Genomic DNA, 25625 nt, shown 5'->3' on the forward strand with positions numbered 1-25625 from the left:
AGTTAGGAGTTAGGAGTTAGGAGTTAGGAGTTAGGAGTTAGGAGTTAGGAGTTAGGAGTTAGCGATTAGGGATTCTTTATTGGGAAGAATTCAGTCCCAATGCCCAATGCCCAATGCCCAATGCCCAATGCCCAATGCCCAATGCCCAATGCCCAATACCCAATGCCCAATACCCAATTTCCCATTTTCCCTGCTTCATGACCCTGTAAACATATAGGATCAGAACAGTGAGAATCGTATTTTAAATCATCCACGGAGAGAACACTTTATGAACCTGGTTGTACTCCAGAACTGGCTGGACAATGCCTCCTTTGCCATATTATTCCTGACAATGCTGGTGTATTGGGGGGGAGCGGCTTTTCCAAATCTGCCTTATCTAGCCGCTTTGGGGACAGCTGGGATGGCGATCGCTAATTTGTGCATAGCTACTCTATTAGGCGCACGATGGATAGAAGCTGGTTACTTTCCCTTAAGTAATCTATATGAATCTCTGTTTTTCTTAACTTGGGGAATTACGGCCGTCCATCTGATTGCCGAAAATAGTAGCCGTAGTCGCTTAGTAGGAGTTGTTACAGCTCCTGTGGCAATGTTGATCGCTGCTTTTGCTACCTTGACATTACCATCCCAGATGCAAACGTCAGAACCCCTAGTACCTGCCTTGAAGTCAAATTGGCTGATGATGCATGTCAGTGTCATGATGTTGAGTTATTCTGCTTTAATGGTGGGTTCGTTATTAGCGATCGCTTTTTTAATTGTGACTCGTGGTCAAAACATCCAACTACAAGGTAGTTCTGTAGGTACTGGTGGCTATCGCAGCAACGGCTACCGCTTGCACAAAGCATCTGAGGTAATTTCTCAACCACCAGCTCCTCTTGTCGAAAATAATGGCTTTGCTCGTTTTGAAAGTAGTACCAACGGTAACGGTAACGGTAACACTGCTGTTTTGGGTTTAGTCACAACAACCCCAATCCAAAATCCAAAATCCGAAATCCAAAATTCGGAACCTCTTTCACCCCAGCGCCTTAGCCTTGCCGAAACCCTCGACAATATCAGCTATCGCATCATCGGACTAGGATTTCCCCTGCTGACAATTGGGATCATTGCCGGTGGCGTTTGGGCTAACGAAGCTTGGGGTTCCTACTGGAGTTGGGACCCTAAAGAAACTTGGGCATTAATCACCTGGTTAGTTTTCGCCGCCTACCTTCACGCCCGCATCACTCGCGGTTGGCAAGGTCGTAGTCCCGCAATTTTAGCCACCACCGGCTTTGTTGTCGTTTGGGTTTGTTATCTAGGTGTGAATCTTTTGGGTAAAGGTTTGCATTCTTATGGTTGGTTTTTCTAAGAACCTTAATATAGCCTTTCCTAATAAGAATCAGGTAGAATTTAACCTCACCCCGACGAAGCGCAGCTTTATCGGGGTGAGGTTTTGATATGTACCTCATGCACTTGGGAACCGCTATAACTAATTTTTATATTGAGTAGCACTAAATCTACAAAATCATCATTTTATTTCGGATGAACTACTAAATCTGTGGAAAGTATAGATTTAGTGAGAGGGGATTTTTATGGAAGATGGATTTGACAGACTAAATCATGATGAAGTTGTGTCTATAGAACCAGACACTTTTAATAAGTTAAATATTGCTAAAACTTTTAAAGTCCGTGATTTAATTACAGCAATTAAGGAATATATCGGAGCAGAAGAGACAGATGAAGTAAATTTGTATACTCAAGGATTAAATTGTGAAGTTTTGCAGTTTAGTACTCAGGGATGGAAAAAAGGAAAAGTTAGACTAGCTTTAGAATTTTGTCCTGATGAATCTGAATCACCACTGGATGAAATTTTTCAAAAACTCAAACAAGTGGAAAACTAATACCCAATGAGCGAAAAATCCCCAACTTCTTTAACAAGTCGGGGATCTGAGCCTCTCGATTAAGCTCAACAAGCAGAAGAAAAAGTTCAGCAAGCACAGCAAGCAACTCAATTATTACGAGAACGGTTGCGTAGACACGGAGCGGCTTGTCGTTAGACATCGCTTGGCATAGATCCTGATTCTCTCATTTAAATTGCTATCAAGATTCATTTATAAAATAAAGATGTACTAATAACTGAGGAACGGTAAATTCATTATGGTAAATTACGATCCATCAGCTCGTTTGCCCTCTTCAAAAGAACTACCTGACTCTGACGATACCCTAGTAGATAATCAATTACAAAAATCAATTCCCGATTTACTCAGAAGCGTATTAGCAATGGCTTGGGGAGAACGCATGGATTGGTTTTTTGGTATTCGCATGGGTATTTATTACGACCCAGGTTTGCCAGCGATAGTCCCAGATGCGTTTTTGAGTCTGGGCGTTAAGCGATTTTTTGATGAAAATCTCCGCTCCAGTTATGTGCTTTGGGAAGAAAAGAAACGACCGATATTGGTACTTGAGGTGGTATCTCAGATAGATCGCGGTGAGTACTCGACTAAGAAAGCAGAGTATGCAAGATTGGGGTTTTTGTATTATGTAATTTACAACCCATTTCGTTGCGACAAGCCACGTTTAGAAGTTTACAAATTAGTTAATAATGCTTATGAATTACATGATGGCGATGTCTACGACGGGCTATGCCTACGCGTTTGGTTGCCAGAGATAGGTTTAGCGATTGGCATGGAACGGGGAACTTATCTAGGCATTAAGCGCGAGTGGTTGTATTGGTATGACGAGCAAGGTGAACGGTTTTTAACACCAGAAGAACAGATGAAACAAGCTCAACAAGAAGCACAGCAAGCAAAACAATAATTACAACGCGTCCAACGGTTGCGCTCGGTGTAGATCCTAATTTTCTGTCCTGAATTGCTATCAAAATGCATTAATGAAATAAAGCATAACAATTGCGTAGATGCGGAGCGGCTTGTCGTTAGACATCGCTCGGTGTAGATCCTGATTTAATCTAAGAGGATGTTTTAAAAGTTCTCTGGTCGGTAACAAAACGTTTTAGATCCCCCTAAATCCCCCTTAAAAAGGGGGACTTTAAGAAATTTTACCCTTAAAAGGGGGTTTAGGAGGGATTAAACCCTGTATCTGCTGACATACACTATCAAATTGATTTAAAACTTGACTATTTGTAAACCTAATAATCTTTAAACCATAGCCTTCTAAAATATGTGTTCTCTCTATGTCATAGTGTTGACCTTCATCTGTAAAATGGCTATCCCCATCAATTTCAATAACTAATTGTAAAGTAGGACAGTAGGAATCAACCATAAAATGATTAATTGGTCTTTGTGTTAAAACCCGAAATTGAAAATCACTCAGATATTCACACCACAGCTTTTTTTATACTGGGGTCATATTTTTGCGAAGTTCTTTTGCTCTTTCTACAAGCTTTGGATTGTAAGGTAAGTGGAAATTGCTACTGTTGAGGTTGTTCGTCATAGTTTCTAGTGTTTATCCCTTTACACTCCTTGAAAACGTGGGAAAAAGTTCTTAAAGTCCCCCTTAAGAAGGGGGATTTAGGGGGATCAAATCACATTTTACACAGCATCTAGATATGTGTAACACGGTAGCGTCCCTTGTAGGTAAGAGGTTGGGGGTTAGGTTTGAGAGAAAGAAGTTGCACAGTACGTTAATCAGTATCAAAGACTCATCCGCGAGTATCAAAGACTCGTCCACGAATATCAAAGACTCGTCCACGAATATCAAAGACTCGCACAATGCCGATAATGGTAGCAATGGCAGCGAGAGTCCCCTCTCTTTACGTGGGTACTTCGTAGCTTCCCGATATTCCAGGAATTTCTAGCAAAGCCTCGGCTGCTGCTGGTGCGCCTTCACCTTCAATTCCGATTTGAATTTCTGCCATAAAATCACCTGCGAATTTATACAAGATACTGTATATTTTGCGTTTAATTGGGGATAAGGTTCACGCTCATACACAGAGAGGATTACAAAATTATTTACTTTGTGTTGCAAGAATTGCCTAAAATAAGCCAACATATGCAAACCTGGAAACCCAGATTGAATCTGACTTTCAAAAATTACGAATTATGTTAGCAATGTAGGAGCGTCATTATCAATTACAAATTACTTTAAGTACTTTTTTAGCAGGATAACAATATGGTTCAGACTCCAGTTAAAAAACTAAGTTTTGAAGAGTTTCTAGAGCAATACCCTGATGGTGGCATTTACGAACTGATCAACGGAGAGATTATAGCAGTGGAACCAACTAGAGCGCACAAGAATGTGGCAAGGTTTTTAATGCTTGCTTTCAATGATGAAATTAGACGCTTGGGACTTGAATATATTGCTGATAAAGATATTATCATTAGGACGTTTACTGATGCTGGGCAAGAACAAGGCAGAAAACCAGATGTGAGCGTAGTTAGTGGTTCACAGTGGAACAGTAATGTTTTAGCCTACGGGGCGCTGATTGAGCCGATTCAACTTGCTGTGGAAGTCACCTCAACAAACTGGGATGATGATTATGTTGATAAATTAGATGAGTATCATCGGCTTGGTATCCCTGAGTATTGGATTGTAGATTATCTGGCGATCGCTTCTCGTGCTTATCTCGGTAATCCCAAACTCCCCACAGTTTTTGTTTATCAGTTGGTTGACAGTCAGTATCAAGTCCAAAAGTTTACGGGTAATGACCGCATTCTCTCTACTACCTTGCCAGAACTAGCGGTGACTGTTAAAGAAGTTGTAGCTGCAAGTCAAATCCAAAAACTATGAGAAGCAATGGCATGGACTCCCTTACACGCCAAAATACATCGCACCATCCGATCGCGCCACTTATTTGAGCGCAACTACCGGCTATTAATCGCTGTCTCTGGCGGACAAGATTCTTTATGTTTAATAAAATTACTTTTAGATTTACAATCCAAATGGGGATGGGATTTAGGTATTGCTCACTGTGATCATCGCTGGCGTTCTGACTCCCAAGCTAATGCTCATCACGTCGAAAACTTAGCTAAAACTTGGGGTATATCTTTTTATTTAGAAACAGCGATCGCTCCGGTAAATAGTGAAGCTGCTGCGCGCGATTGGCGCTATCAAGCTTTAAGTGCGATCGCCAAAGCAAATAATTATCAATATATAGTTACAGGACACACCGCAAGCGATCGCGCCGAAACTCTTCTCTACAATTTAATTCGCGGTACTGGTGCTGATGGCTTACAAGCCCTGACTTGGCAACGCCCTCTAACTACAGGCATTATGCTAGTGCGCCCACTTTTAGAAATAACTCGTACACAAACAGAGCAATTTTGTCAAGAGTTTAAATTACCAATTTGGGAAGATTCCACCAATCAAGATTTGCAATATGCCCGCAACCGCATTCGCCAAGAATTACTGCCATATTTGCGGGTAAATTTCAACCCCCAAGTAGAGTCAGCCTTAGCCCAAACAGCAGAACTTCTCCAAGCGGAAGTGGAATATTTAGAAAAAGCTGCCCAGCAGTTGCGGGAAGAGGCGATGTCATCGGGCATTGGGGATGAAAAAGATTTTCTTACTCGCCTTCTTCCTTTACGGTTAAATCGTCGGGTATTGCAGAAAGCACCATTGGCGTTGCAACGTCGCGTCATGCGTCAGGTATTGCAGCAAATACTGACTGATGCGCCCAGTTTTGAACACATCGAAAAATTAACGGCTTTAATTATAGCGCCTAACCGATCGCAAACTGATCCATTTCCTGGTGGTGCGATCGCTCAAGTAGAAGGCGACTGGATCTGTTTGAAATAGACATCTCCGAAAATAGAATGTAGAGACGCGAAATTTCGCGTTTCTACAAGGGTTCTAGATAACGCATATTTAATTTCTGGAGATGTCTAATAGTTAGGAGTTAGGAGTTAAGACTAAATTTCTTGAACTTTGCGATTTATAGTCACTGGGGTACTGGGAAGAATCCACCAATAGACCGCCAGTTATCGTTGATGCCAGACCAATCGCTAACCCCTTCTTGCCACCAGCTTGTGTAGACTCGCCCATCGTTACCAACCACAAATAGGTCTAGCTGTCCGGGTTTGCGAGCAACGGCACTGACAGGTGCACCCACTGGGAAGAATCCACCAATAGATCGCCAGTTATCGTTGATGCCAGACCAATCGCTAACCCCTTCTTGCCACCAGCTTGTGTAGACTCGCCCATCGTTACCAACCACAAATAGGTCTAGCTGTCCGGGTTTGCGAGCAACGGCACTGACAGGTGCACCCACTGGGAAGAATCCACCAATAGATCGCCAGTTATCGTTGATGCCAGACCAATCGCTAACCCCTTCTTGCCACCAGCTTGTGTAGACTCGCCCATCGTTACCAACCACAAATAGGTCTAGCTGTTCGGGCTTAGGGGCAACTGCGTTTACTAAGGAAAAAGAAACTGCTCTTGCCTTATCTGGAAAGTAAGAAACTCCTAAAACAGAAGCTAATACAAGAGCGCCAAATTTTTTATAAAATTTCATTATTTATTCCTATAATTATCATGATACAAAGTTAAATTTGTATAGATAAAAGGAATTTATCATCTATATTTATTCGCTTAAAAAGAGAAATATATCTTTACAATATACAAGTAACTATCCTTACAAAATAAACTCACAAGATAGAATTAGTAAAGACAAGTTAAAACCTCGTTTCCAGCCTCTGGGAGTCAGGGAGGTGGCAGCTCCCCTATTAGGCAATTAGGGGTAAGGTTTTGACATGATGTACTTCATGCATCTGGGAACCACTCTAACTCCTAACTCCTGTACAGACGCGATTAATCGCGTCTCTACTCCTAACTTCTAATTTATTAAGACGCCAGTAATTCTGGCTGAGGCATTAAACTTTGGAGAGTATGACGCAACTGTGCGATCGCTTGCAGTTGAGAATCACCAGTTTCCTGAAATTGATCCAAAGATTCTCCAATTAAGAGCAGCTTTTGCCGTAAACTATCCAGAGAATCCTGAATTGGTTGTAGTGCTTCTTGATATAGATTCACCCGACCACCGCATTCAGCAGTTGTTCTTCGCAGAGACAGCAAGTTTTCCTCGATCGCTCTGATATCTTGACGTTTTTCATCCAAATCGTGAGTTTGATTGTTAATCATTCCCTGATTTAGCTCAATACCAGCCCGGATCTGCTCAATCTCACCTTCCAACTTTTGGATTTCCTGTGAATATTGTTGTCGCTGGGTTTCAATTTGTAACAGAATCGGTTCTAAATTAATTTTGTTGTTGGTTTCTTTTTCATCAGCAACAGTATGTCCTTGTCGCCGTAACAGTACACCTTGGTGTTGCTTGAGAAATTCCTGATGCTGTAACATATTGCGGCGTTGTCCCACCAAACTGGAGTTTAGCATCTGATAAAGGTCTTTTTCATCTGTTAGTTCCATTTCCAAATTCATGTGGTCATGGTTAGATGCGTGATTTATTTTAGTTTGGAGTTTTTCTATAGTTTCTTGTTTATATTTCAGTTCTTGTTCTTGATCGTGAACAAAGCTAGCGTCTATTTCCACCTTATATTGCAAGTCTTGCACTATTTTTTCTAGTTCTTCTAAAGGCTTTTTCTCCAAAGCTTCCACATCAACTTGCTGGCCGAGAATTACATCACCAGATGTTGCAGCCAAAGAGCGTATCTGTTGATATAACTCTTCGCTGTTTCGTAACTGCTCTTTGATTATCCGAGCATACTCTTGCTTGCTGGTAAGGTCTGCTGTATTCACCTGCAATTGGGCTGTGTGCTGGGCTAGAGAATTTTGTGCTTGTTCCCACGCGTTTTGGCGATCGCTAAAGGTTTGTGACAAACCCTCAACTTCTGCTTGCTGTTGAGCGATCGCAGTTTTTTGCTCCTCCAGTTTTTGCCAGTGTGGGGTTAGAGTAGCTTGCTGCTTTTCAACAAATTCAAAAGCCAGATGCAGCTGTTCTCTGACTGTTTCCGTGGGAGCAGCACGACTAGACAAGCGATCAAGTAACTCACTCATCACCCGACTTTGCTCTTGATCTAAAACCGTCCCTTGTTGAAAATCCACTTGACGTTCGTCTAGACGACGCTGCTCACCCCGCAAATGCTCCCAAGCGCCTTCCAACTCCTGGCGGTTGCGCTCAATTTCTGCTTGTAACCGTTCAATTTCCTGACGCGAGGTGTCAACTTCCTGTTTTTGCTCCTCCAGACGTTGCGACTCATCCTCCATTTCTTGCAACTGTTCTGATCGTACTTCCATGTCCATTTCACGGCGATTCAACTCTTGCGCCTGAAACGTCAGGGACTGCTTCCACTGATCAATCTCATCTTCCTTGAGCTTAAATTTCTCCAATTGGCGGGAAAAATTCTGCAAAATGTTGACTAGTGGACGCCCTGCTTCTTGAATCCGCTGTACTTGACGATTCGGATTGAGTTCAACCAGTACCAAAGCACCATCATTTAATTTGCTTGCGTCCTCAGCAGGAATCACATCTTCCGCCACAGTACTCCAATTCTGGTCTGTTCGCTGACAAGCTAGCAGTTTCAGTTCGGTTTTAGCACCGCCACTAAGTAAACCACCTTTCTGTTTTTGTACTTCTGCTAAATACAGCACACCGTTAGTCCTTTATTGATGCACTTAAAGTTCATGTTTTGGGATATACCTTAAATAATTCTGTTAACTTGTCTCACTGAACCGAAGTTTAGGAGAACAAGACAGACAAAACTATAGACGCGAGATATTACGTCTTGGATACTTATAAAAGCGAGTTGGTCACGCCTTTATATTTTGTACTGATGACAGTGATGATGACTTCCGTGTTAACACTAGGTTTGCCGAAGTGTATTACGAAAGATTAAGGTTTATAGCTTAATGTATTCTCTTATGAGAACAAAGAACAGGGTAATAATCTTTCCAATACTCCATAATCAATACTTAAAGAAGAAGTCAGAATTCAGAATTCACAATTCCGAATTCAGCAATACTTAAGGAGTACTTTTTAGATAAATGCAGGGAAATTTAAATGAAATTGATATTTGCAGTATCCTGCAATTGATTGAATTGGGACAGCGAACTGGGGAACTATGGGTGGAAGCTCATAGCTCTCACCATAACAACAAACTGGGTGGAGAGGGAGCTAGCAAATATCGCCTCAAACAACAGTCTTGGTTCGTCTTTTTCCTGAATGGTCAAATTATCTATTGCCAAGAAGGCGAGAGTAATTTATCCAAAATTAGCGATTATTTACGTCATTACCGAGTTGAAATGCGACTCACCGACAAACAAATTGCCTCCCTGCCATCAATCGATGCGTCAGAGTATGCCTATCTTTGGGCACTCTTGGAGCAGAATATCATCAACCCAAAGATAGCTGGTAGTATCATTCACGGCTTGGTGCATGAAACTCTTTTTGACCTGTTGAGCTTACATCAAGGTAACTTCATCTTTCATCAGGATGCGGCACTTGCCCCCCAATTAAATACTTTCGAGGTTGCTCCTTTTGTCACAAAAATTACGAAACAGGTGCAAGAGTGGAAGCAACTTTATCCACACATTCAATCTCCAGAACAATTGCCAGTGCTATCTGACAAAGTTCAGCTACAATCCTCGCTACCAGAAGCAACCGTGAATAAGCTACAACATTGGGCTGATGGTAAAACATCCTTGCGTCAACTGGCTCGCTATCTCAACCGAGACATTTTGACAGTCGCTAAGGCAATATATCCATATGTGCAACAGGGTTGGCTACAACTAGTATACTTAATCACAACGAAATCTGATATTCACACGGATAGCGGGGAATTGAAGGAAAAACACAAGGGGCGGATAGTATGTATTGACGATGCGATCGCTATCGGTAAGACTATAAATTCCATCCTACAACCACAAGGTTATGAAGCGATCGCCCTTACCAATCCCTTAGAGGCACTGAGTCTGGTTTTTCAACTCAAACCGGATTTAATTTTATGTGACATTGCCATGTCGGAATTGGAGGGGTACGAGGTTTGCGCCATGCTGCGACATTCAACTGCGTTTCGGCTTATACCGATAATCATGCTTACTGGTAAAGATGGATTTATTGATCGAGTCAAAGCTAAGATGGTCGGGGCTACAGATTATTTAACAAAACCGTTTACAGACACTGAGTTACTTATGCTCGTAGAGAAATATATCAACAACCAATAAAAATAGGGCATTGGGTATTGGGCATTGGGCATTACTTATTAATCACTTGACTCCTGACTCCTAACTCCTAACCCTTGTCTACAAGACGCGCAAGGGACGGCAGGCTCAGGGCATCGCTCCTAACTCCTAATTCCTAACTCCTAACTCAGCACTTCTGAGGGGCATGGGGCAGATAAAGAGATCCAAGATTTATTGATCTAGTAAAAGATCAGGTAAAAGATGTTATCACAGAGTCAGCCAACTCAGTGAAAGATCAATATCCAGGAAAATAGTGAAAAACTAGAATTAATTTATACAGTTAATACTTGCGGAGGAATCAGGGAATGTTCCAAGTAGGAACGTCTACATCAGGAGGTAGATAGACACTTATGAGTACAGTTCTGATTGTGGAAGATAGTATCGCGCAAAGGGAGATGATTACCGACCTCCTAAAAGCAACTGGCTTAACTGTTACCCATGCCAGTGACGGATTAGAAGCATTGGAGGCAATTCAAATAGCACCTCCAGATTTAGTGGTGTTGGATATTGTCATGCCCCGGATGAACGGCTACGAAGTTTGTCGGCGGTTAAAATCCGATCCAAAAACCCAAAATGTCCCTGTGGTGATGTGTTCTTCCAAAGGCGAAGAATTTGATCGCTATTGGGGCATGAAGCAGGGCGCAGATGCCTACATAGCCAAACCATTTCAACCAACCGAGTTGGTGGGAACAGTCAAACAACTGCTGCGAGGATAAGGATAAAAGCAATATGGTCAGCAAACCGGACTTTTTAAGTGGCGGCGGTCAAGACCATTTCCGTCCTGAATTACAAGTAGAAAGTCCTGAAGGTGAGTTACATTTGAGGTTTTACATTCCCTCGCATCAGGAGTTTGCACTACAAGCAACTGGTATCCGGGAGGTAATTGAACTAAGTCCTGATAGAATCACCCCGATTCCTAATGCTTCTCCTTTACTTTTGGGTACTCTAAATTTACGAGGTCGAATTATTTGGGTGGCTGATTTGGGTCAATTTCTTGGGGAAGCAAGTGCATTAAACACGGATAGAGCTGAAATTCCGGTGATTGCCATTGAAGAGCAAGACACAATAGTGGGTTTAGCAGTAGAGGAAATCGGTGGTATGGACTGGCTGGATGTCCAGAATCTCATGCCACCAACTAATGTTCCCGATACTATGACGCCCTTTTTACGTGGAGAGTGGTTATTACGTGCTAAAAATAATCAGTCTCTACGACTGCTCGATCAAATGGCAATTTTACGGAGTGCTAGGTGGGCAGGATGAAATTGGAGGAGGAAATGGCAGCAAGTATTGATAATCACGAGCCAACATATCAACAGGCGATGACCGCCTATGTTCAAAGGAATTATGAGGTTGCCGCCACTTTAGTTAATCAAGTGGTGCACAATTTCCCAAATGACCCTAACTCTCATTTGTTACGGGGTCACATCTACTATGTTTTACAGCAGTACGATGTCGCAAAAGAAGAATATCAAAAGGTATTACGCCTGACTGACGATCAAGAAATTATTGGTTTTGCCAATAATGGAATTGAGAACATCAATCAATATTTACAGTCATTCGCTGGGGAGATTGATACATCAGGAACTCAAGAGCAAATAAATTCCTCAGAGATGTCTGATGGACTGGTATATAGCAAACAAGAATTAGAAGATTTGGGCGCTAGTGAGGATTTTGACAGCAATAACCTTGATTTGAACTTTTTTGGAGACAATCAAGAAACTGTGAATCGCGTTGAAGAGGTATCTTCAAAAAGCCCATTTGACATACCTACAGAAGATAGTATTGGAACAGTAAAAACATCAGATTCTTCTCCAGCTTTTGGTGACGACCCTTTTGCTTTCAATGAAGAATCACTAGAACAAGAGTCAAATAGCAACAAAGAGGAGAAAATAGAATTAGAGTTGCCCGCTTTCTGGCAGGAAGATATATCAGAACATAGTCTGCAAGAATCATTAGTAAATAGTCAGTTTTCCGAATTTCCTAATGCCATAGATTCTCCTCACGGAAACTCAGATATTGACAAGAATAACTCTTCATCTTCTAATTCCCAAACTGGCTATAGCGAGAATAATTTCTCTGATTTGTTGAGTGATCCAAAGTCTCCAGAGCTTAGGAGTGGGAATTTAGAATATAAAAAATCTAGTTTTGGAGAGGAAACTTTACTGATTATTGAAGAAGAACTTAGAAATGGTTCGGCAACAACAAATAACTTGGAATCCAGCAGTCAAGATTATTTGCCGAAAAGCAAAGCAGATAATTTGTTGGAACCAACAAATTTGGGAACACAGTCGGCTTTTGTGCCTGATTTATCGGATGATTCTTCATCTTTTAGCAGCAATCTTCCTCTGAAAGAAAAGCAAGTAAAATCAGGTGAAGTTATCGATAAAAATAACTTTGATGACGATGAAAATTTTGATATGGAAGCATTTGAGTCAGCTTTTGGCTCAGAGGGATTAAGCTCTTATGAAGACTCAAACAATATACTAAATGGAGAAAATTCTCAGAGCAATATCGAGTTTTTAGATGACTTCGAGGAATTTGATGATTTAGGCAACATTCCAGGGTTTGACCTGATAGAAGAAGATTCTAACTTCGGTGATCCAGCAATACATTCTGCTCCATTAGAAACTAGTGGTAGTGGCCACCTTCAAAGCGCGGAGGCTTTTTTAAGTAATGCACCTAGCGATCGCGACGAAGAACTATTCTCGATGACTGGTTCGCATGAAGCAGTTCCAGTCTTTAGCCAAACAGATGTCTCGAAACTAGAACCCAATGTCAGCATCGAGCAAGGATGGTTAGCACCATTAGAGAATGCCTCCATAGAAAGGAAACAATGGTTAATTGCTGGAAGTGTGGGCATTGTCTCAGCGCTGGTTGTAGCCACAGTTAGCTTTGTCGCCACCACATTTTCGCCACCCCAACAACGAGAATCAGTCCGCAACACAGGTTGGGCAATGTCACTAGCAGCTGGGATTGCTGGTTTTGCTACCGCAGGCTTCATGGGGAATCTGGCGCTTAAACAAATTCGGCGCACAACTGATGATCTCCAAGCTCAATTTGAAGCTGTACGTCAAGGAAATCTGAATGCTCAAGCCACAGTGTATTCCGAAGATGAATTGGGGCATTTAGCCACTGGCTTTAATGAAATGGCACGGGTAATTTTCACAACCACAAGTGAAGTCCAACGGAAAGCTGATGAACAAGAGGAAGCCAAAGAAAACCTCCAACGCCAGGTGATTCGCCTGTTGGATGATGTGGAAGGAGCTGCTAGAGGAGATTTAACAGTCCAAGCGGAAGTGACAGCCGACGTACTGGGTGCTGTCGCTGACGCCTTTAACCTGACAATTCAAAACCTGCGAGATATTGTCCAACAGGTAAAAGTAGCAGCGAAGGATGTGACAAAAGGTGCAACCAACTCTGAAACCTTTGCTAGAGCCTTATCTGGTGATGCTTTGCGTCAAGCAGAAGAGTTGGCAGTGACGCTGAATTCTGTACAGGTAATGACCGACTCGATTCAACGGGTAGCAGAGGCGGCGCGGGAAGCTGAAACCGTCGCTCGCGATGCTAGTACGATCGCTCTCAAAGGTGGGGAAGCAGTAGAAAATACTGTGGCAGGGATTTTGGAAATTCGGGAAACCGTTGCCGAAACCACCCGAAAAGTAAAGCGGTTGGCGGAATCTTCCCAAGAAATTTCTAAAATTGTGGCGTTGATTTCCCAGATTGCTTCGAGAACTAATTTGCTGGCACTCAATGCTAGTATTGAGGCGGCAAGGGCGGGAGATGCTGGACGCGGGTTTGCGATCGTCGCAGATGAAGTGCGCCAGCTAGCAGACAAATCTGCTAAATCCCTGAAGGAGATTGAACAAATTGTGATGCAAATCCAAAGCGAAACAGGCTCTGTAATGACCGCGATGGAAGAAGGCACACAACAAGTAATTAAAGGTACAAAATTGGCAGAAGAAGCCAAGCGATCGCTCGAAAACATTATTCAAGTGGCGAATCGCATCGATATTCTTGTGCGCTCGATTACTAACGACACTGTGGAACAAACTGAAACCTCCCGCGCTGTCGCTCATGTAATGCAATCAGTAGAACTCACTGCACAAGAAACTTCCCAGGAAGCACAGCGAGTTTCAGGTGCCCTACAACACTTAGTAGGTGTATCCCGTGACTTGATCGCTTCCGTTGAACGTTTCCGAGTGGAAACTATGGAAACCAGATAAATTGTCATTTGTCCTTTGTCCTTTGTTATTTGCTAATGACCAATACTTCTCTACCAGAGGCTGCGCCAACGGCAACACTCAGCACAAGTGACCAATGACCAATGACCAATGACTAATGACTAATGACTAAAAAACTATGCTGCCGGAACAACAACAGCGGATTTTGGGTTACTTTATCGAAGAAGCCAGGGATCACCTGAATACCATTGAGCAGGGGTTGCTGAATTTAGAGAGTACCTTGAACGACCCGGAAATGATCAGTGAAGTCTTCCGGGCGGCTCACTCCATCAAAGGAGGAGCCGCGATGCTTGGATTGACTAGCATCCAGCATACCTCCCACCGTCTGGAAGATTGTTTCAAAATTCTCAAAGATAATCCGGTTAAGATTGACGAAAAGTTAGAGTCTTTATTTCTCGGTGTATCTGATACTTTAAAAGCGCTGTTAGAGCAGTTGAGCGGGCCATTTGGTCTTTCGGAAGATACGGCTAATACTTTGATGTCAGAAACTGAGCCGGTCTTTCAATGGCTGTATCAGCATTTGGAACTACTTGTACAACAAGCCAACAGTGGAGTAGGCAGCAGTCCTGACGCAACAGGACTACAGACAACCTCTGTAGAAGATAATGTCTCCACACTTACAGAATTTTTCCTGCGGCCAGATATTCCCCGTTTGGCAGAAGATATCGATCAGGAATCTTCAGAAATATCTTTCTCTGTAGCACCGCAGGAGGTGCAAGACGATAGCAGAGTCGTCAACGCTGTGCGATCGCCAGTGACCGCTAAAGAAAATAATAACTGGAGCGAGTTTCAAGCCCAAGTGTTGCAAACACTGCGGGAAATGTTGCAACTATTTAAGCAAACCACAACACCCTCAACTCGGCAAAACCTTCAGCAATGCTGTTACCAGTTAGTCAAACTTGGTGAGACTTGGAATTTGTCCAAGTGGTGTGGTTTGTGTCAAGCAGCAGCCAGTGCGATCGGCAATCCTGAAAATACTTATCTAACCTTAGCTAAAATTGTCATTACCCAAATCAAGCAAGCTCAAGAATTAGTCCTGCAAGGTAGGGAAGCCGAAATTGCAATTAGTCAGCAACTAGAAGCACTTTTGAGCTTTGCAGAAATTGAGTTATTAGAAATTACCCCTGATTTGTTTGATGAACAGTTTACGGCTTTGACAGAATTATCAACTGCCTCGGAGCCAATTTTATCTGTTAACACTGAGCCGTTAGTCAAAACTAACCTAGCCCAGGCAACTGAAGAACTTAATCTAGACGAAGATATTAGCGAACGCCCCTATCTTGTCCAAGAAACACTACTAAACGCTGCAACTCATACTAGTCTTGCTTTCACTGCACATGAGGAAGCACATCCAATCAGTAACAATCTTGACCCCAATGGCCCAGAGGTAGGAATAGCTGAGTTAAATACGCTTGCTGATTTATTTGCAGGTGAGACTCCCGAACTAGATGAAAGCTGGCATCAAGAAGAAACCTTAAATATTGTTGCGATCGATGACTTTGGAATTGATTTCAGCAGCACTGACGCTGAGGAAGCCCATAGCGATTTATTCGATTTACTCTCCTTTGATAAAGACATAAGCAACAAGCAGCATCCAACAACCACAGCCGCGACACAAGATTTATCCCTCTTATTTGATGACAATTTCCTAGAAAAAGAAAATTCAGAACCGCAAAATCAACAAACATCTGCCACGACTCTAGAGTTGACGGATATTAACGTAATTGATATAAATTTAGACTCTTCTCCTCCCGAAAATTTACCAGAATTTACTGATGTCCCTAGTGATACAAACCAGTTTCCTGGGGAGATTGTCCAAAATAGTGTCAACAAAAACGATGTAGTTGAAGATATATTGACACTAGCACTAGATGATGATAGTGAACTATTGCCTACAGGCGAAGTGACTCAACCAGAAATTGAGGCGTTCGTCAAAGACGTTGACACAGCCATCATCGGGATAGAACTATCTACCAACCTACAAAATAGTTTTGATAATTTATTCTTAGAAACTAGAAATGCAAATTGGGTAGAACAAATTACCCCTAGTGACTACATAGAATTACCCCAGCAAACAGGCTTGTCTTTGGATAGCCTGTTTGCTGAAGAAGAACAGACACTACTGCCTACAAGTGAAGCCGAAATTGGTGATTTATTTGATATATCTCCGGGAACAGTACCTGAGTTTTCTGAATCAGAAAATGATCTAAGCAACTTCTGGAGCGAGGAAACCACAGAGGAACAGGACGAATTTGATTCCTTAATTGAGCAGAATGTCGAAAGGGCGTTAGAGGAGAGTTTGTTTGCTGCGACTGATGACATTTTTGCCGATAGTCAGCAGCCCATACCTTCTCCTATAGCCAGTTTTGACATAGAAGAAGATTTTCATCTCAATTTCCAGCACCAAGAGCAGCTAGATTTAGTATTCTCATCAGATTCGGAAGATGATTTATTTGATCAGTTAGCGCCGAGTAACTCAACTATTTCCCCTGCAATCAACGATGCTTCCACGACTGAAACGCGGTTATTCGCACCGCATCCAGAGTCAGAAATTTTCAGGCGATCGCAACAACCAGAAGCTTTAGATTTTGTTCCAGAATTTACTAATCAGCCCCCAGAAATATCTGATGTTGATCTGGAACTTAATCCATTCGGGTCTTTCGATGAAAATCCGCAACTGCTGTTTGAAGATGTCGCTACAAATGACTCCACCTATATTCAGATGGAAACCACAGATAATCCTGTGGATGAACTAGCGGCTACAGAAACTTCTCTAGATATCAATTTTGGGGAAACTTCAGATTTAGTATCACCCCAAGTACAGCCAAGTGATTTGTTCGGATCTTTCGATGAAAATCCGCAACTGCTATTTGAAGATGTCGCTACAAATGACTCCACCTATATTCAGATGGAAACCACAGATAATCCTGTGGATGAACTAGCGGCTACAGAAACTTCTCTAGATATCAATTTTGGGGAAACTTCAGATTTAGTATCACCCCAAGTACAGCCAAGTGATTTGTTCGGATCTTTCGATGAAAATCCGCAACTGCTATTTGAAGATGTCGCTACAAATGACTCCACCTATATTCAGATGGAAACCACAGATAATCCTGTGGATGAACTAGCGGCTACAGAAACTTCTTTAGATATCAATTTTGGGGAAACTTCAGATTTAGTATCATCCCAAGTACAGCCAGGTGATTTATTTGGCTCTTTGGATCAAAACACCGATGAGAATTCGCAACTACTGTTTGAAACGGTTATTCAGGAAGATGTAGAAACCGATTTGTGGGATCTAGGAGAGACATCTAAAGTTGCACCAGTATCAGAGGGAGAAGATGCTATTATTGCCTCCACTGAAGAATTGGCAACCACAGAAACCATTGAAGTAGCTGCTCCAGAAGATGAATTTGCAGACTTGGCAGCATTACTAGGAGAGGAAGTAGTACCCATCCCCAAAGCTAAGGAAATACCAGAAGTAGATTTTGCTGCCCTGGAAAAATTGCTAGGTACAGATAACGACGAAGCGGCTGCTATATCTAGCGATGTCTACGACGGGCTAGGCCAACGCCAGCCCTTCAGCACTCAACCAGTCTTGGCTAAAAAAGCCCTTCTATCACTAGGCATAGATGAATTTGGTGATTTGGAGAAGTTGCTGGCAGAAGCAGATCAAACAATATCCCATTCCCCATTAGTAAAATCTAACGCCAGCAAAATTATACGTCCCTCGACGCGTCGGGCTGCGAGATTTGAAGAAACGATGAAAGTTCCAGTTAAGCAACTGGACGATATGAGTAATTTAGTTGGGGAAATGGTGGTAAATCGCAATACCTTAGAGCAAGATAATGAACGGCTGCGGCAGTCACTAGATAACTTGCTGATTCAGGTACAACAACTCTCGGATGTGGGCGCAAGGATGCAGGAGTTGTATGAGCGATCGCTACTGGAAGCTTCTCTGTTAGCTGGACGTAAAAAGAAAGACACCGGTTTGCAAGCCTCTGACTTCAATGCCGATAGAGGTTTTAGTGAGCTAGAAATGGATCGTTTTACTCCTTTCCATACACTGTCCCAGCAGATGATTGAGCGCATTGTCCGCATCCGGGAATCATCTAGTGATATTGACTTTGTTACCGAAGAAACCGAACGAGTAGCGCGGCAATTCCGCCAAGTAACCACCCAGTTACAAGAGGGACTAACAAGAGCGCGAATGGTACCTTTTGCCCAAACTATCGATCGCTGGCGGCGAGGAGTACGTGACAATGCCATCAAGTGTGGCAAACAAATAGAGTTGCTGATCGAAGGTGGTGACACCTTGATTGACAAGATGATTTTGGATCATCTGACCGATCCACTAACTCATATGCTGAATAATGCGATCGCTCACGGTATTGAAACACCAGAAGAGAGGCAAGCTGCTGGTAAACCACCCGTGGGAATCATTACTATCCGTGCCTTCTACCAAGGCAACCAAACTATCCTTTCTGTAGGCGATGATGGCGCAGGGATCGATTCAGCAAAGATTAAAGCTAAGGCGGTGAAGATTGGCATGATTACACAAGCGCAGGCAAAAACCATGTCTCGCCTGGAAGTCTACGATCTACTGTTCCAGTCTGGTTTTACGATCAAAGACGAAGCAGATGAAATTTCTGGTCGTGGTGTGGGTATGGACGTAGTGCGCTCCGAAATTAGCGAAATTCGGGGGACAGTGAACACCGATTCGACAATCGGTAAGGGAACCACCTTCACAATTCGTCTGCCACTGACTCTGAGTATTTGTAAAGCTCTCTGCTGCGTCTCTGATCGATCTAGAATTGCTTTCCCGATGGACGGTGTAGAAGATACGCTGGATATACCAGTCAAAAATATTCAGCACGATGCCAATGGTCAATCATTTATTTCGTGGCGCGATACGGTGCTGCCATTCCGACCCCTGAAGGAACTTTTAACCTTCAATCGCCAAATCAGTCGCGGCAATGTCTATGGCGGCACTAGAGATGATGATATGGTTTCTGTGGTCGTGGTGCGATCGGCAAATACTATGATTGCTCTACAGATTGACCTGGTGTTGAGCGAACAAGAAATTGTAATTAAGCAATTTGAAGGGCCAGCGCCTAAACCCATTGGTGTAGCTGGTGCTACAGTCCTGGGTGATGGTCGCATTATGCCTATTGCTGACGTGCTGGAAATAATTGACATCTTCCAGGGACGGATTTCTACACAACTTGGTGGCAGTTCTTGGCAACAGAAAGCTACTCTCCCAGACACCTCTGTTGGGAAGATTGACCCGACAGTGCTGATAGTCGATGACTCAATTACAGTTCGAGAATTGCTATCCCTGACGTTTAACAAAGCAGGTTATCGCGTAGAACAGGCGCGTGACGGCCAGGAAGCTTGGGATAAACTCCGCTCCGGTCTGCCTTGCGATATCGTATTTTGCGATATTGAAATGCCCCGTTGCGATGGTCTGGAGTTACTATCTCGCATTCAGAAAGACTCAAACCTCAACCACCTACCGATCGCTATGCTTACCTCGCGGGGTGCAGACAAGCACAGACAAATTGCTGCTCAACTCGGTGCTAGTGGCTACTTTACCAAGCCCTATCTCGAAGAAGCTCTACTTGAAGCTGCGGCGCGAATGTTAAAAGGGGAAAAACTTCTTACCACTACGAGTAATGTTTAAGCCCAAAAACATCTAATTTGCATAACTGAATTAAACATTGCTCTTGTGGGGTGGGCAACATGCCATTGATGTCAACTTAAGCCCAAACCCCTTTAAAACTCAATACGCTTGGTGTTAAGGCTAAAACTTTTTGTGAAAGTCAATTTTTTTAACGAACCGCAGAGGCGCAGAGAACACAGAGAACATAGAGAGAAGGAAGAAATGCTTAACTGAATTGTATTGCTGTAAAACCTCGTTTCCAGCCAGAGGCTGGAAATTCTCAAGTCTTGAGGCGGTAGCCCCCCATTAGGCATTAAGAGTCAGAGACTCTTAACGAGAAACCTCTCAAAGCTGCTTTTAGACTGTGTTTCACGTTAAGTTGGCACCAATGGCAACATGCCACCCCACAAGAGTTTTACTTCCAGGTAATATGCAACTTTTATCAAACAGAATTCAGGAGTCAGTCGCCAGAATTCACTTGGGTATTTTGTGCGACTGGTGGATGAATAAACGGCGTTTAAGACCCCCACAAAACAAGAAAATTTGGTGGTCAACTTTCGTAGTGGCGGGTCTGAATCCCCCACTGATTGCATTCTGACGAATGTATTCTGACTTCTGAATTCTTCTTCAAGTCCACCAGCTTATACTCAGACTTTTTTATTAATTACGTAAAGTTTGTATAAAGGACTATTGTCTATACCAAAACCTACGTTACAAAGAGAACAGAATAAACATCTAAGCAAAAGACACTATAAGGATGCAAAACTACGTTATCACCTCTAACAGCAGTAAATTTGGCTACACACCGCCTATAAAAACGCAATATGTAGCTTTTCTGTAGTTGACTAGTGGTAGATTTAGGTTACTCTTAAAGCGGATCGCTTTCTGTAAGAATCTAGTCTGACAGAAGTGTATAAAGATATAGTTAAATTTAGCAATTCTGTCCGAGATTTTGAATTTGCAAACTGAATAGTTTGATACGGCGCTTAAAAGCCTGATCCACTACCCTAAACAAGGTAGTCAATTACATGACTCAATATCATCTGTCTTGTAATTGTAATGAATAGCTTACAATACAGTGGATGAGAAAATCTAAAGAAAATATAAAAGAGACTCAACTGTGGTGTCTGGAGGACAAAAGTGTTTCTGAGACTAGCACATGAACATCGACAATTCGTTCAAGACTTGGTAATGAACCTGCAAGCCTTGGCAATTGTACTAGAGCGGCGCGGGTATCTTGCATCCTGCTATACCTGTGGCGACCAAATGAATAGTGCATCGTTTATGGTTAGCTTGGGTGATAACCACCTGATTCGGTTTTTAGTGTCTGATTACGGGATTACTTGGACGGAAATGCGGGATGACCGGGAATTAATGAAGCTAGAAGGTGCGGAGGCAATTAGCCAACTAGACGAATTAGCTAATCTTGTCAAGCAATCTATGCAAACTGATACAGGCTCTAAAACTCTTGCCAAGAAGTATTAAGGTTCCAAAGGTCGATGGGAAATTAAAAATTGATTATCGGTAATTGGTAATGGTGGCTTAGTTAGCGATCGCTCTTACCTATTCTCCATTACCATTAAGTGATTGGCTCGTGCCTAGCCCATCACATATTTTTTTGTATCTGCCAAAACCTCACCAGCCGGATTTTGAGCCTTGAGCTTTTGGTGTTAAAATACACCAAAGTTAGAGGTTGGCAGTTTTCGTTAATTATGTCTAGAATTTTTGCAGCAGCGATCGCCATTACCAAATCTTCCAATTTATACATCAGCGACAAGAAAAGAAAAAGGTATCCTCTGACAGAGGTGGGGAACGATCAACACCTAAGCACAATTATATAATCATCCATTTGGGGTACAGTGATTCTGGAGTAGCTAAAGCTGTTGCCAGATTTTTTCTAGAGGTGGTTCTCTCCTCAAATGCTTAATCCCGGTGTGCCCCACCGTACTTAGACATATCGCTAAAATATTCAGCGCTACGTTTTCGTGCCTCCTATTGAATGATTTGGAAAATTTATAGGTGCTGAGAAAATTGAAGATGTCAGAAGAAAAACCCAGCCAACCAAAACTACCACCAACCAGCGCCCTTGACAATCCATCAAGTAATGAATTTGGGAATTGGTTTGAATATCCTGTCAGAGTGCAACCCCACCACACTGACTATGCCGGTAATGTCTGGCACGGTTCGTATATAGCCTGGATGGAAGAAGCACGGATTGAATGTTTGCGATCTATAGGGATTGAATTTGCTGATTTAGTCGCGATAGGCTGCGATTTACCAGTTGTAGAACTGTCGGTGCGCTATCACCGTTCAATTCAATTGGGTATGGCAGTGGTGGTAAAAAGCCGCATGGCTGAGGTGACTGGCGTCCGAATCAATTGGGATTATCTCATTGTCTCAACTGATGGACAACAATTATACGTCACTGCCAAGGTGACTTTAGTCGCTTTAGATCGCGAAAGAGGCAAGATTATGCGTCAGTTACCAGCGAGTGTTAAGGATGCATTAACCAAGATTTCAGCATTCAATAAATAAGTAAACACCACAGAAACTTTGCTGACTTTTCACAGTATCTGGAAAACCTCTCTTCTTTATCTCTCTCCTAAAAAGAGGAGCCACTCTTGTTGCATGTGGGGTGGGGTCAGAGACTTTGAATTTTCCCCCTTGCCGCCGCTCTAAGAGGGTTAGGGGGTTAGGTTTTTCGTAGGCTTTTGCAGATAAAGTATAGATTTTTACTTGCTACTTTGGATCTGCGACAGATTTTGAGCAAACTGCGTTACGTAATGCCAAATCTCTTGTGGAGTAATGCCAAAACCAATATTTAATAAAACAAGGATTGCCGCAATAGTCAATGCACTACTCAAGGTTGCTTTCAGCAACTTCCACAATATTATGAACACTATCCAAGCTACAATCAGCGTAGCAATCATATATATTAATTCCTTAATAATTGCCCTTGTCTGAGAGTGAGTTTATTCAGAAAGGGTAAGTTTTTGTTTTGCTAACAATCACTGGTATAAAAGATGCTAAACCCAATTTTTAATATCCGTTAGAATGGGGCTTTTTGTGATAATTAGCCTGGGGATATTCTAACTAAAAATCAGATAATTATTTATCTGATCTGCCCCTTTTTTTGCAAAACTTTTGTAAAGGTTTTTAATTTTTATTGGTAGATAAATTATAGATATAGACAAAATTGATGGCTGATCCGGAAGCCACTGACTATCTTCAATAGAGTTTAATTGTAGTTGGGCGAGTACGTCTTTGCTATCAGGAGAAATGATTTCCAAATTAATTGGATTAGAGGCTGGGGATTAGAGATTGGGGACTAGGCATCAATTTCTAATCCTCAGTCCAATCTGAACTGAAGGTTTTTATCGCAGAGAAATTATCCGCGAGTGAGTTTCTAACTTTTCAGTCGCTGTTAAAACTTCTTGTCTTGCCCATTTATCTGCTGCCAAAATGTCATCTAAAGAGGGATTAGGACGATGATCATTTTGATGGCGATCGCACACCAATTCGATACACCGGGGAATATCTAAAAACCGAATTTTTTCTGATAAAAATAAAGCCACAGCTTGCTCATTGGCGGCATTCAACACAGCTGGCATCGAACCACCAGCTTTACCCACAGCATAAGCCAACTGCATACAAGGATACTTCTGGTGATCTGGTTCACGGAAGGTTAAATTTCCAGCTTTGACTAAATCTAGTCGTTCCCAGTTGGTGTAGATGCGATCGGGCCAAGATAGGGCATACAGCAAGGGTAAGCGCATATCCGGCCAACCGAGTTGGGCTAAAACTGAAGTGTCTTGCAATTCAATCAGCGAGTGAATAATGCTCTGGGGATGAATAACAATTTCGATATTGTCATAATCCAACCCAAACAGGAAGTGAGCCTCAATTACTTCCAGTCCTTTATTCATCAAAGTAGCAGAGTCTACTGTGATTTTACGCCCCATCGACCAATTAGGATGCTTGAGGGCATCAGCAACGGTGACATCTGCTAACTTTTCTACATCCCAGTCCCGGAAAGCCCCACCAGATGCCGTGAGCAAAATTTTCCGTACCCCTCCCTTTGGCACACCTTGGAGGCATTGAAATATTGCAGAATGTTCAGAATCGGCTGGGAGTAATTTTACACCATGTTTTTCGACTAGAGGTAGAACCACAGGGGCCCCAGCAATCAGGGTTTCTTTGTTCGCTAAGGCAATATCTTTACCAGCTTCAATAGCTGCGATTGTGGGTAGCAAGCCTGCACAACCAACGATACCTGTGACAACAGTTTGGGCATCGCCGTAGCGAGCAACTTCTATCACTCCGGCATCACCTGCTAGTAGAATCGGTTGGGGATCAAGGTCTTTAATTGCTTCTTTGAGCGCTGGTAATTTCTCTTCTGAACAAATTGCTGCTATTTGCGGTCGAAACTGCCGAATTTGAGCAGCGAACATTTCGACATTGCGCCCAGCTGCCAATCCCACAATCCGAAACTGATCTGGGTACTGAGTGACAATATCTAAAGTCTGAGTACCAATAGAACCAGTAGAACCAACGAGAGTAATCGCTTTCACAATTGCTTAAGGATTTACAGACAACTCCCACTATAAATTGCTTGGGACTCTTTAATAACAGCAATCACTATAATCGATACACTGACGCAAAAAAGAGACGCGGGGAGGGGAGAAGGAAAGTAGTGTGCCAGCCCCAATCCGTTACCTGACTTTTCACGGTATCTCGAAAACCTCTGTTCTTTATCTCTCTCCTAGAAGGAAAGAGACTTTGAATTTTCCCCCTTCCCGACGCGTGAAGGGGGTTAGGTTTTTCGTGGGCTTTTCCACATGACCTGAATTGTCAGGTTAATTTCAAGGTTTTATAACAGATAAATATCAAAAAGTGGATGAATATTTACCATGATAAATAAACAACAAGATATGATGAGTCTCTTGAATAAAATGTACAAACATGAACCCTACTTTAATCCAATACATTACTTTAATGCTATAGAACTATTTTTACAAAAATAAAAATTTAGCAATCAAGATAAGAAAAAGCTATTTCTATACTCCAATAAAATAGTAGTAGATTTATTTATAGATGAGTTAAATATTGAATTTCTAGATGGTGAGGATTTTGTACATCTAGAGCAAATAGAAGTTACAAGATTAAATCTTATTTATAGTGGAAGAATTAATCAATTTAAATATACTCATGATCAGCTTATTAAATACATACAAAAAGAGCTAAAAACCCTTTCTATAGTTGAGGAGTAACAAGTGTACTGCCTACTGAGTGCTCTATAAACATATATTATTGTGTGTAGTCCGTAAGTCCTAAACTATTTCATCGACTTTAAAAATACGCCCTAAAGCTGCTCTGTTTTAATATAACTAGACAAAACCTGTATTTATAAATACTATCTTTTTACAGAAAAATTCCGAAAAAATTGGCAAAAGTAACTAAATAGGAAATAATTTCAAGTAGTTCCCGATTTGTCCAGTTTGTTAATTATGTTGGTGGAGGATTTAAGATGCAAAATATTACTCATAAATTGCTGTGTTGTAACCATAAGTGAAAGGATGCATAAAGGAGTTTGT

The 25625-nt window shown here is 42.2% G+C and carries 18 protein-coding genes and 1 pseudogene; 14 read left to right on the forward strand and 5 right to left on the reverse strand.

What is annotated here, in order from left to right:
- Nucleotides 1–79 precede the first annotated feature (79 nt).
- From PUQ00_RS14575 to PUQ00_RS14590, 4 genes are all read left to right on the forward strand, one after another.
- Complete coding sequence (locus PUQ00_RS14575) at nt 80–217, forward strand: hypothetical protein (RefSeq protein WP_300417627.1); 138 nt, start codon at nt 80–82, stop codon at nt 215–217.
- 51 nt (nt 218–268) lie between these two features.
- Nucleotides 269–1342, forward strand: coding sequence for a c-type cytochrome biogenesis protein CcsB (ccsB, locus tag PUQ00_RS14580; RefSeq protein WP_300417630.1), 1074 nt, complete (start codon nt 269–271; stop codon nt 1340–1342).
- A 223-nt stretch (nt 1343–1565) separates the two neighbouring features.
- Nucleotides 1566–1874 carry a KGK domain-containing protein gene (locus PUQ00_RS14585; protein WP_300417633.1) on the forward strand — a complete coding sequence of 103 codons (309 nt, stop codon included), beginning with the start codon at nt 1566–1568 and terminating at the stop codon, nt 1872–1874.
- A gap of 256 nt (nt 1875–2130) precedes the next feature.
- Nucleotides 2131–2790, forward strand: a complete 660-nt coding sequence (locus PUQ00_RS14590) for a Uma2 family endonuclease (RefSeq protein WP_300417636.1) — start codon at nt 2131–2133, stop codon at nt 2788–2790.
- Nucleotides 2791–3021: 231 nt separating this feature from the next.
- Here PUQ00_RS14590 and PUQ00_RS14595 read toward each other — a convergent pair.
- A pseudogene (locus tag PUQ00_RS14595) lies at nt 3022–3426 on the reverse strand (DUF559 domain-containing protein).
- A 678-nt stretch (nt 3427–4104) separates the two neighbouring features.
- On the opposite strand from PUQ00_RS14595, the gene PUQ00_RS14600 reads away from it, so the two are divergent.
- Nucleotides 4105–4722 carry a Uma2 family endonuclease gene (locus PUQ00_RS14600; protein WP_300417639.1) on the forward strand — a complete coding sequence of 206 codons (618 nt, stop codon included), beginning with the start codon at nt 4105–4107 and terminating at the stop codon, nt 4720–4722.
- 6 nt (nt 4723–4728) lie between these two features.
- The gene (gene tilS, locus PUQ00_RS14605) at nt 4729–5730 is read left to right on the forward strand and encodes a tRNA lysidine(34) synthetase TilS (RefSeq protein WP_300417641.1); all 1002 of its coding nucleotides are present in this window, start codon (nt 4729–4731) and stop codon (nt 5728–5730) included.
- A gap of 142 nt (nt 5731–5872) precedes the next feature.
- Here the strand turns inward: tilS and PUQ00_RS14610 are convergent, their stop codons facing one another.
- Nucleotides 5873–6445: a hypothetical protein gene (locus tag PUQ00_RS14610; protein WP_300417644.1), complete on the reverse strand. Its 573-nt coding sequence runs from the start codon at nt 6443–6445 to the stop codon at nt 5873–5875.
- 329 nt (nt 6446–6774) lie between these two features.
- Complete coding sequence (hmpF, locus tag PUQ00_RS14615; protein WP_300417647.1) at nt 6775–8538, reverse strand: pilus motility taxis protein HmpF; 1764 nt, start codon at nt 8536–8538, stop codon at nt 6775–6777.
- Between the two features lie 393 nt (nt 8539–8931).
- Between hmpF and PUQ00_RS14620 the strand changes: the two genes are divergently transcribed.
- From PUQ00_RS14620 to PUQ00_RS14655, 8 genes are all read left to right on the forward strand, one after another.
- Entirely contained in the window at nt 8932–10110 is a 1179-nt protein-coding gene (locus PUQ00_RS14620) for a response regulator (protein ID WP_300417650.1), read from the forward strand.
- 368 nt (nt 10111–10478) lie between these two features.
- On the forward strand, nt 10479–10844 hold the full coding sequence (locus PUQ00_RS14625; protein ID WP_069073698.1) for a response regulator: 366 nt from the start codon (nt 10479–10481) through the stop codon (nt 10842–10844).
- Between the two features lie 13 nt (nt 10845–10857).
- Complete coding sequence (locus tag PUQ00_RS14630; protein ID WP_300417652.1) at nt 10858–11388, forward strand: chemotaxis protein CheW; 531 nt, start codon at nt 10858–10860, stop codon at nt 11386–11388.
- 14 nt (nt 11389–11402) lie between these two features.
- On the forward strand, nt 11403–14351 hold the full coding sequence (locus PUQ00_RS14635) for a methyl-accepting chemotaxis protein (protein WP_300417655.1): 2949 nt from the start codon (nt 11403–11405) through the stop codon (nt 14349–14351).
- A gap of 136 nt (nt 14352–14487) precedes the next feature.
- Entirely contained in the window at nt 14488–20052 is a 5565-nt protein-coding gene (locus tag PUQ00_RS14640; protein WP_300417658.1) for a response regulator, read from the forward strand.
- Nucleotides 20053–21171: 1119 nt separating this feature from the next.
- Entirely contained in the window at nt 21172–21516 is a 345-nt protein-coding gene (locus PUQ00_RS14645; RefSeq protein WP_300417660.1) for a DUF1815 family protein, read from the forward strand.
- Between the two features lie 227 nt (nt 21517–21743).
- Entirely contained in the window at nt 21744–21872 is a 129-nt protein-coding gene (locus PUQ00_RS14650; RefSeq protein WP_300417662.1) for a hypothetical protein, read from the forward strand.
- A 196-nt stretch (nt 21873–22068) separates the two neighbouring features.
- The gene (locus PUQ00_RS14655) at nt 22069–22566 is read left to right on the forward strand and encodes a thioesterase family protein (RefSeq protein WP_300417665.1); all 498 of its coding nucleotides are present in this window, start codon (nt 22069–22071) and stop codon (nt 22564–22566) included.
- A gap of 197 nt (nt 22567–22763) precedes the next feature.
- Here PUQ00_RS14655 and PUQ00_RS14660 read toward each other — a convergent pair whose 3' ends face one another.
- Nucleotides 22764–22961 carry a hypothetical protein gene (locus PUQ00_RS14660; RefSeq protein ID WP_300417668.1) on the reverse strand — a complete coding sequence of 66 codons (198 nt, stop codon included), beginning with the start codon at nt 22959–22961 and terminating at the stop codon, nt 22764–22766.
- Nucleotides 22962–23405: 444 nt separating this feature from the next.
- Nucleotides 23406–24602 carry a 1-deoxy-D-xylulose-5-phosphate reductoisomerase gene (dxr, locus tag PUQ00_RS14665; protein WP_300417670.1) on the reverse strand — a complete coding sequence of 399 codons (1197 nt, stop codon included), beginning with the start codon at nt 24600–24602 and terminating at the stop codon, nt 23406–23408.
- Between the last annotated feature and the right edge of the window lie 1023 nt (nt 24603–25625).

Origin of the sequence: Nostoc sp. S13 (genome assembly GCF_029379315.1) — a bacterium.
Lineage (GTDB): Bacteria > Cyanobacteriota > Cyanobacteriia > Cyanobacteriales > Nostocaceae > Nostoc.

What these genes read in the sequence shown, in the direction of transcription:
- ccsB (WP_300417630.1), top strand. Translation starts at nt 269, where the DNA reads ATGAACCTGGTTGTACTCCAGAACTGGCTGGACAATGCCTCCTTTGCC.
- PUQ00_RS14625 (WP_069073698.1), top strand. Translation starts at nt 10,479, where the DNA reads ATGAGTACAGTTCTGATTGTGGAAGATAGTATCGCGCAAAGGGAGATG.
- PUQ00_RS14610 (WP_300417644.1), bottom strand. Translation starts at nt 6,445, where the DNA reads ATGAAATTTTATAAAAAATTTGGCGCTCTTGTATTAGCTTCTGTTTTA.
- PUQ00_RS14640 (WP_300417658.1), top strand. Translation starts at nt 14,488, where the DNA reads ATGCTGCCGGAACAACAACAGCGGATTTTGGGTTACTTTATCGAAGAA.
- PUQ00_RS14600 (WP_300417639.1), top strand. Translation starts at nt 4,105, where the DNA reads ATGGTTCAGACTCCAGTTAAAAAACTAAGTTTTGAAGAGTTTCTAGAG.
- tilS (WP_300417641.1), top strand. Translation starts at nt 4,729, where the DNA reads ATGGCATGGACTCCCTTACACGCCAAAATACATCGCACCATCCGATCG.
- PUQ00_RS14620 (WP_300417650.1), top strand. Translation starts at nt 8,932, where the DNA reads ATGCAGGGAAATTTAAATGAAATTGATATTTGCAGTATCCTGCAATTG.
- PUQ00_RS14650 (WP_300417662.1), top strand. Translation starts at nt 21,744, where the DNA reads ATGTCTAGAATTTTTGCAGCAGCGATCGCCATTACCAAATCTTCCAAT.
- PUQ00_RS14655 (WP_300417665.1), top strand. Translation starts at nt 22,069, where the DNA reads ATGTCAGAAGAAAAACCCAGCCAACCAAAACTACCACCAACCAGCGCC.
- PUQ00_RS14635 (WP_300417655.1), top strand. Translation starts at nt 11,403, where the DNA reads ATGGCAGCAAGTATTGATAATCACGAGCCAACATATCAACAGGCGATG.
- PUQ00_RS14585 (WP_300417633.1), top strand. Translation starts at nt 1,566, where the DNA reads ATGGAAGATGGATTTGACAGACTAAATCATGATGAAGTTGTGTCTATA.
- PUQ00_RS14590 (WP_300417636.1), top strand. Translation starts at nt 2,131, where the DNA reads ATGGTAAATTACGATCCATCAGCTCGTTTGCCCTCTTCAAAAGAACTA.
- PUQ00_RS14630 (WP_300417652.1), top strand. Translation starts at nt 10,858, where the DNA reads ATGGTCAGCAAACCGGACTTTTTAAGTGGCGGCGGTCAAGACCATTTC.
- PUQ00_RS14660 (WP_300417668.1), bottom strand. Translation starts at nt 22,961, where the DNA reads ATGATTGCTACGCTGATTGTAGCTTGGATAGTGTTCATAATATTGTGG.